This window comes from Sphingobacterium lumbrici, from assembly GCF_006476045.1.
GTDB lineage: Bacteria > Bacteroidota > Bacteroidia > Sphingobacteriales > Sphingobacteriaceae > Sphingobacterium > Sphingobacterium lumbrici.
The window spans coordinates 1-7,427 of the sequence record NZ_SRZY01000013.1; the positions used below are offsets into that span (position 1 = coordinate 1).

The window sequence follows — 7,427 nt, forward strand, 5'->3', positions numbered from 1 at the left end:
CAGAATAACTACGCTTTTCTAAAAAACCTTTTTTACGACTTCAAAAACTCGATTTTAAGCCCTCCGGATTCTACGGTTTTGAACAGTAACTAAAAAACAAACCTCCCCAAAATCGCTCCTAAAGAGGCCGGTTTTATGATTTTGGAATCTTATTTTGAAAAAATAAGGGTTGTGCAACGGTTACCCCTGTTATGGGCAGGTTTTATATCAGTCATTTGATTTTTTGTTTCCAATCCGCTTTACATCTTTGTCAAAGTCGCTTTCAAAAAGTCTGTCTTGAATGATACGATATTTCTCAAATTCGCTTTCGGCAAATGCTTTGGCAATGGCTTGCGTTACTTTTCCTGCATTCGTTAAAATGTCCTTTTGGTTGAATTGCAAAAATGCGTTTAGTCTTTTTGCCCAATCGTCCATTGTCATTGGAATGTTTTGTTCGGCTTGTGTTTCGGCATAGTCCAAATACATTGTTACAAAACGGTCAAGCTGTTTTAGTTCTTTTTCTGTCAGATAATTTTTAGCAACGGAAACGTCCGTTTTCAGTATTTTTCCTTTTGGGGCATTTTTCCAAGTGGTCAAACCCATATTATCCTTTTCGCTGTTGGCTCGTTTTACAATTACTTCGGCTGCCGTTTGTTTGTGAATGGCAAAATGCAATTTGTTTTGAACACTTGCGAAAAATGTCTGTGTAGTTTCTGTATCAGGATTATAGTCTATGGCTGTGGAATAGATGTCGGCTATTTTTTGATAAAACCGTCTTTCGCTTGCTCGGATTTCTCTGATTTCGGCAAGTAAGTGGTCAAAATACTCCTGATTTAAGAATGTTCCGTTTTTCAGGCGCTCTTTATCCAACACATAGCCACGAATAGCAAAATCCCGCAATATCGAAGTTGCCCATTGTCTGAATTGTGTAGCTCTTTGCGAATTGACACGATAGCCAACGGAAATTACCGCATCTAAATTGTAATGCTTGGTTTTATATTTTTTTCCGTCTGCGGCAGTTACCGAGAAATCCTCGGCAACTGAATTTTCATTAAGTTCTCCCGATTTGAAAATGTTTTTTAAGTGAAGCGATATGTTATCTGTACTGCAATCAAATAAAACAGCCATTAACTTTTGCGAAAGCCATATTGTTTCGTTTTCAAACCTTACTTCAATGCCGTCTTTGCCTGCCTGTGAGGTGAAAATTAAAAATTCGGCTGTGCTGTTTCGTATTTGCAGTTTCTTTTTGCTCATTTATCTTTTAATGAAAAACCAAAGCACAAAGGTAATAAAAACAGGCTTGGCGAACATAAACAGAGTATTTGTTATTTAACCTGTTTTAGCTTACTTATGTCTTCCAATTTTAATTGTGTTAATATACTAATTATCGCTTCTATCTTTTTTCTTCTGAAATCTCGATTACTATTAACAGCATTCAATAATAATGTTCCTCCTGAAAATAGCTCTGCATAAGTAGGTCCCGCCATTGCACTTGAATAACCTTTTAAATACAGTACCTCGCTTAATGTTTCTATTTCTTTTAAAGCTGTTTCGTATTGTTTAAACTTTTCGGGTAAATTTTTTCCTGTTTTTATGTACTTCTCCGTTCTTCTGTATAATCTTAAAAAATTCCGATTATACAAATCTGCTGACATTTGGTTAATTAGTTTATCAATGGATAATTTAAGCATATTGTAATTAGCATTCATTTCTGATGCTTTGTCTTTTTGCTTTTCATATTCAGGATTATTTACCAATGCGGACATCTTAAATTCTGCTTCATATTTTACTTGTGTCAGATAGCAACTAATCCCATTTTTCGGGAATTAACCAAGACTGTTGCTCTGTCATCAATCTTTTGCCCCCCAACTTTGCACTACAAAGCCAAAGACCATTGCTAATAAAAGTAATTTTGTTTTCATAATTTATATTGGCTTTACTTAGTTTTGGTTTTATGAAGATAGATACCTTCCGCACCAACATTTATTGATATTTTGTTGTTGCTATATGGAGATCCTATTTCGAAGCGATTAATTGTTTCTTTTTCAAAAATTACATTATTGCCAAAAGTATCTCTGAAAAATTGCTTCATTTCTTTAATTTTAACTGGTACTGTTTCGTCTTCTGCATATCTCACTGCAGCAACTTTTACACTATACGTTGTGATGATATCATCAGAGTTTACAGCGATGCTTGATATTGAATTGGTATTATCATATTTATTTTCATACAGCAAACTATTTGAATATGATAAACGTTTATTTTTTCTGAAATTTTTATACATATCAGGATATTGCGTTTTCAGTTCATTAAAATTGCCTCCTATTTTAATTCCCTCTTTCCATTCCCACGCATCAATCTTTGGGGCAATTTCCCGATAGTATTTATCTTGTTCTTCTTCCTTACGTTTTTCCTCTTCAATTTTTGCTATTCTTTCCGTTTCAATACGTTGTTTTTCTTTCAACCAAGCCTGTTTATCGGCAGGGTATTGTTTTAGTTTTTCGCTTATGTCATACACCTCACGGTATTTATCATCTAAGCCCTCGCTTTCCATTGCTTTTAAGTAAGCATTTGCATTTTTACGAAGTGAAGCTAAAAGTTCATAGTTTTCTTCTTTAGAATAAAAACCTCCAAATAATTTGGTGTATAATTTTATTGGCTCGACAGTATTTTCTCTTTTAATGATTAACTCGATATAATCTCCTCCATCGTATTCTTTGCCATATTTTCCTTCAATAACTGTGAAGATTTGTTTAGTCTCTTTTATTTCAATTCCATCTATTGATAACACTATATCAAATTCTTTTATATCAGTATTAATTCCTTCACTAAAAGGTTTAATTACAGTTAGGGGAGAATTTAAATTTGCAGTACTATAAGAAAACCCCAATGACCTAAAGCTCTCTCTTCTGTTTAATATTTTATTCTGCGTCATTATCCTTAAATACAACGACTTTGCTGTAACAGAGCCATAGATTTTATCAAACTCATCAAGTTTTATAAGCGTGGTTGTATTTGCACCTCTATTAAAAGCCGTTTCTGCTTCTTCAAATTTTAAATCGGCTATGGCACTTTGGGCAAACGCTCCGTTGCATACCAATACAAAAAGGATAATGATTAATTTCTTCATAATTTTCAATCTATTTTTATGGTTTTCCCGTATTTGCTTTCTTTCTCTTTGGCTTTTTCCAGATTTTGTTTAGGTACTTCGCTTGGTGTGGGGTCGTTAAGTGTGGCAGGAGCAAGGTTTATGGTTTTGCCGTATTTAGATTGATTGGCTTTGGGTGTTGTATTTTCAGTTTCAGCATTTTTAACTGTCGCAGGTTTTCCTTTATAGTTTACTTCATTTATGGCAACTCCATTATTTTTCAAAATAGAAATAAGCGTTTGGCGTAATTGCTCGGCTTCCTGTTGTGTATAGTAATAACCGTGCAACACTTCGGCAAAAGGCGTAAGATTGGTGATTTCATTTTTTATGGTAGAGGTATAAGCCCGTGTACCATCATTGTATTTTCCAATTTCAAATACATTGGAAACATAAACCGTTGCTCCGTATTCATTATTTATCGTGTTGTCATAAGCATACACAAAATAGTAAATGCTCACAGCTTTTTCCTGTGAACCCAGCGGTATGTCTTTTACGGGAAATTCAGCAATGGCAGTTTTTCGGTTGTTTATTTTGGCTTCTATAGCTGTTTTTCGTTCGTACTCTGCCATTCGTTGCTCGTATTCTCTTTCTAATCTTCGTTCTTCTGCTTCTTGTTTGCGTTTTTTCTCTTCTGCCTGCTGATTGAGATAGTCTGTTATTGCATCTGTAACCGCACCAACGACTTCGTTGGTTTGCTGTATGCTTTCTTGGCGTTTTTGTTCATAAGCGATTGCTTTTTCGTAATTGGCTTGCTGTTGGGCTTTTTGTTGTTGCTCCTGCTGTTGTTGCAAATTTTGAAGCCTGTTCTGTCGCTCTACGGCTTCTTTTACCTGTGGATTGGTGTTGTAGCGGGTTTCGTTAGCAGTTGTAGTAGTGGAAGTATTATTATTGCTTCCGCTGTATGAAGCATTACCCGAAGATGATACGGAAGTATTTTCTTTTTCTATGGGGGTTGCTTTGAAATTGTTTACTTCTCCGTCAGTTAAAGAGTTATAGACATCAGTCGTGGTAGCATTGGCATAACTGATGTAAACAGGCATTGTATAATCACTTTTATTCGGTGCTATTTCTCCCGAGTACGAAATGGTTTTTGTAAATTCTCCTTTATCACCTCGCAAGGTAATATTTGCCGTAAAACTAACCTTATACGGAGTTGTACTGTTATTGTACACCCATACTTCTAAACTTGAACCATTTTTTTTCGCCTGCACACTAATAGAAGCGTGTCCTGTGCTAACAGGTATGGTTTCTTTTTCTGTTTTTGTTTGAGCAGTAACATTTCCGTACCAAAGCGATAATGCTAATATTGCTACTTTCCCCAGTTGTTTTGCTTTTGTTGTCATAATCAAAGCATTTATAAAAGTTGCTGTTCCAAAGTTACTTTTTTTTCGTGGCGTGTTCGTCTAAACTTGCCCATAACGGCCGGCAGGTTGGCGATGGGCGGGATTTTTAGCACTAAAGCTCAATCGGAGAACGGAACGTTGAACTTTGCATTTCCGTCCAATCGAAGCACGTCAGCCCGCCTATTGCCAACCTGATGTTATGCCCAGTTTTTCTTCTGTCAGAAAGGTTGTCCCACATTTTTCTTGAATATTAAACAGAAGGCTTCGTCCGCTCGTCCATATAACTTTTCATAGCCGTCCAGGTTATTTATATAGTCATTGAGTTGTTTGTTTGTCAGTGTCGTTGTTAACTGCAAGTCAGAAATTTTAAAAGGAAATTGACTGTTATTTGGATTAGGTGTGTGCAAGAATAATGCGTCACTATAACTGTCAAAGTCGAGTAAAATGGAATATAGTTGAAAATCTGTTTTTAGTTTTTTTGTCTTGTCAACAAGTAAGTCAAAGTGTCTAAACAATTTGTCCAAATGTGGTTTTCTTCTTTTGAAACTGTCGTTACCGTAGCCTTTCCAGTCAAAATGTAGATGCCAATTGTCAAACCAAGTTTCGGGATTGTCAAAGTCAAGCCACGTTGCTTTGTCAAGGTCATTTTCGATTGCAAGGTTTTTATAATATCGTTTAAGTCCTCTATGTTTTCTCATTAAATCAGATTTGATAATTGATTTTCAAAGTATCATTAATTCTGTCTGTTAGCATTTCAACAAGTTCTTCATTCATAAATTCATAGTCGTCTGAAATATTTAGAATTTCAATTTTAGGTAGTTCCAAATGTCTGTAAAGTCCCCAAATTTTTGCTCTTTGTCCAGTTTCCATAACAAAAACTAAGTCAGCCCAATTTAAGTCGTTTTCTGAAATTTTCCTGTCACTCTTTGGGCTAAGTCCTGCGGAACGAATGTTGAAACGATTGTCATTTTTAAAAATGTGTTCGGCTGTCCGACTACGCTTTTTATTTCGTCCACAAACTACAAGTATGTTCGGTCTGTTTGTCATTGTTGTCGGTCGTCCTAAAATTGGGCATAACGTTTTCGGGCTTTGCGTTCGGGCGGGTTTCGGAGCACTAAACTGTCTACCAGCACTGAACTTGATACGAAGCAGAAAGCTTCATTTAAACACTGAACCCGCTTTTTTGCCAAACGCCTGTTAGCGGTTCGGCTTTCTGTCTGTCTATATAGATTCATTTGTTTTTCTCGGTCGTTTGCGTTCTAATAAATATGTCGTCAACAAATAAGCTAAAGCAGTAGTCAAACTAATTATAAAATACTTGTCGTATGAAGGTTGATTGAAATGTAGTCGTCTTATTCCGTCATTACAAGCTGTGCATTCAATTATTAGTCGTTTGCTGTCCAAAGCGGTTATTAAAATTGTCGTTGCGAAGAAAATTAAAATTGTCACGCAAATTCTTTTTATTCTGTTAGGTCGTGAAGAAAACTTTAAAAGTAAGAATGTCAACGAAGTGAAAAGTCCAAATCCAGCAACAAAATTGTCACTCGCAAATAGGTGGAAGTTCTTGCCAAAATATTGAATGTTGTCTCCGTTGAAAAACTTGAATGAAAACCTAACAAGTTGTCGGTAATAGTCTTCAAATAAGAACGCAACTACACATCCAACAAGAAAAAGTCCTATTGTAGTCAAAATAGTTTTGTAATTATTTTTTATTGCCGTCCACATTTATTTGTCTGTTGTGTTGTCGTCTTTTAAGCTGACCGCTAACGTTTTGCAGCTACAAGAAGTTGGCGATTATGAAGCACAAAACTGTCTACCAGCACCGAACTTGATACGAAGCACAAAGCTTCATTTAACCATTGAACCGCCAATTTCTTGTAGGTGCTGTTAGCGGTTCGTTGTTCTTGTCTATTGGTTGTCATTCGTTCTAATTTGGTCAGCCAGTTTTTTGGGTGCTACTTCACAATAGGCTGTTCTCAAAGCATCAAAAAATAAGTCTTTGTGCACTTTGTTCATTTCAATGAGTGTCCAACCTTGTTTGCCCCATTTATTATCAACAGGAAAAATGATAGTTCTGTCGGCAGAAGAAAATACATCCTGGTCAATTTCTGATAACTTAATGCAAGCTCTTTTCTTTATGTCGTCATAGGTAGCAAAGATTTTCTTTTTCACTCTGAAAGACGTTTTTTCAAAGTGAGGTTCTTCTGTCGCCTCTGGAAACGAAAGTGCCAATTTTCTGAAAGTGTCAATTGATACCATTTGTTAACCTATTTTTTTACTGGTGTCAAATGTGTCAATACACAAAGCCACTTATCATTTTCCTTCTTATACACGTCTGTAATCCATTCGTCCGCTTCTAAAGGTTGTCCTTGCCACATTCCAGTATTCTGTCCACGACCAGTTACTAATGCGATGTCGCCATATACTTTAACTCTTAAAATTTCCTTCGTCATTGTTGAATGAGAAAGTTGTCCTTGTTGTAAAACATTAAAAAAACCTTCTTGCGGAATTATTCCGCCTTGACTGTCCACAAGAACCCAGTCGCTTGTTACACATTTTTTAATTTCGTCAACGCTGTTAGAGATTACAGCGACATTGAAGTTGTCTTCAATTTCTTGAAATTGCTTTTTTAATTGACCTTCTGTCATATTGCTCTATTTATGTTTATGTCGTCTGTTTGATGGTTGCTGTGTCGTTCGTTACAATGACCGCTAACGTTGAGTATATGCAAAGTAGGCGATTGCGGGCTTCAAACTTATCAAACCGTTACGATTCTAAAGCGGGCTACAACCCTTCAAATCACTACAATCTCGCCTATTTTGTATATACATTGTGCTTGTTGCACAACTCAAATATAGCTTAATTTGTTTGATGAACAGGTTGATATTTAGTATTTTTCATTATGCAAGGACGAAAAGACTTTACTCCCCGGCTGTTTTACGAACTGAGCTTAGATC

At 36.0% G+C, this 7,427-nt stretch carries 9 protein-coding genes; all 9 read right to left on the bottom strand.

Annotated elements, in window-relative coordinates:
* Positions 1-207 precede the first annotated feature (207 nt).
* Positions 208-1,233, bottom strand: coding sequence for a virulence RhuM family protein (locus E4F24_RS05305; protein ID WP_140937635.1), 1,026 nt, complete (start codon positions 1,231-1,233; stop codon positions 208-210).
* A gap of 71 nt (positions 1,234-1,304) precedes the next feature.
* Positions 1,305-1,745, bottom strand: coding sequence for a hypothetical protein (locus tag E4F24_RS05310; RefSeq protein ID WP_140937636.1), 441 nt, complete (start codon positions 1,743-1,745; stop codon positions 1,305-1,307).
* 170 nt (positions 1,746-1,915) lie between these two features.
* Positions 1,916-3,109 carry a hypothetical protein gene (locus E4F24_RS05315; RefSeq protein WP_140937637.1) on the bottom strand — a complete coding sequence of 398 codons (1,194 nt, stop codon included), beginning with the start codon at positions 3,107-3,109 and terminating at the stop codon, positions 1,916-1,918.
* Between the two features lie 5 nt (positions 3,110-3,114).
* The gene (locus E4F24_RS05320) at positions 3,115-4,470 is read right to left on the bottom strand and encodes a hypothetical protein (RefSeq protein ID WP_140937638.1); all 1,356 of its coding nucleotides are present in this window, start codon (positions 4,468-4,470) and stop codon (positions 3,115-3,117) included.
* Between the two features lie 218 nt (positions 4,471-4,688).
* The gene (locus E4F24_RS05325) at positions 4,689-5,168 is read right to left on the bottom strand and encodes a hypothetical protein (protein ID WP_140937639.1); all 480 of its coding nucleotides are present in this window, start codon (positions 5,166-5,168) and stop codon (positions 4,689-4,691) included.
* Between the two features lie 4 nt (positions 5,169-5,172).
* The gene (locus tag E4F24_RS05330; protein WP_140937640.1) at positions 5,173-5,517 is read right to left on the bottom strand and encodes a protein-tyrosine-phosphatase; all 345 of its coding nucleotides are present in this window, start codon (positions 5,515-5,517) and stop codon (positions 5,173-5,175) included.
* Between the two features lie 716 nt (positions 5,518-6,233).
* Positions 6,234-6,392 carry a hypothetical protein gene (locus E4F24_RS13740; protein ID WP_181182378.1) on the bottom strand — a complete coding sequence of 53 codons (159 nt, stop codon included), beginning with the start codon at positions 6,390-6,392 and terminating at the stop codon, positions 6,234-6,236.
* The gene (locus tag E4F24_RS05335; protein ID WP_140937641.1) at positions 6,379-6,729 is read right to left on the bottom strand and encodes an MmcQ/YjbR family DNA-binding protein; all 351 of its coding nucleotides are present in this window, start codon (positions 6,727-6,729) and stop codon (positions 6,379-6,381) included. The genes E4F24_RS13740 and E4F24_RS05335 overlap by 14 nt, the downstream gene beginning before the upstream one ends.
* 8 nt (positions 6,730-6,737) lie before the next feature.
* Positions 6,738-7,118 carry a nuclear transport factor 2 family protein gene (locus tag E4F24_RS05340; RefSeq protein WP_140937642.1) on the bottom strand — a complete coding sequence of 127 codons (381 nt, stop codon included), beginning with the start codon at positions 7,116-7,118 and terminating at the stop codon, positions 6,738-6,740.
* Between the last annotated feature and the right edge of the window lie 309 nt (positions 7,119-7,427).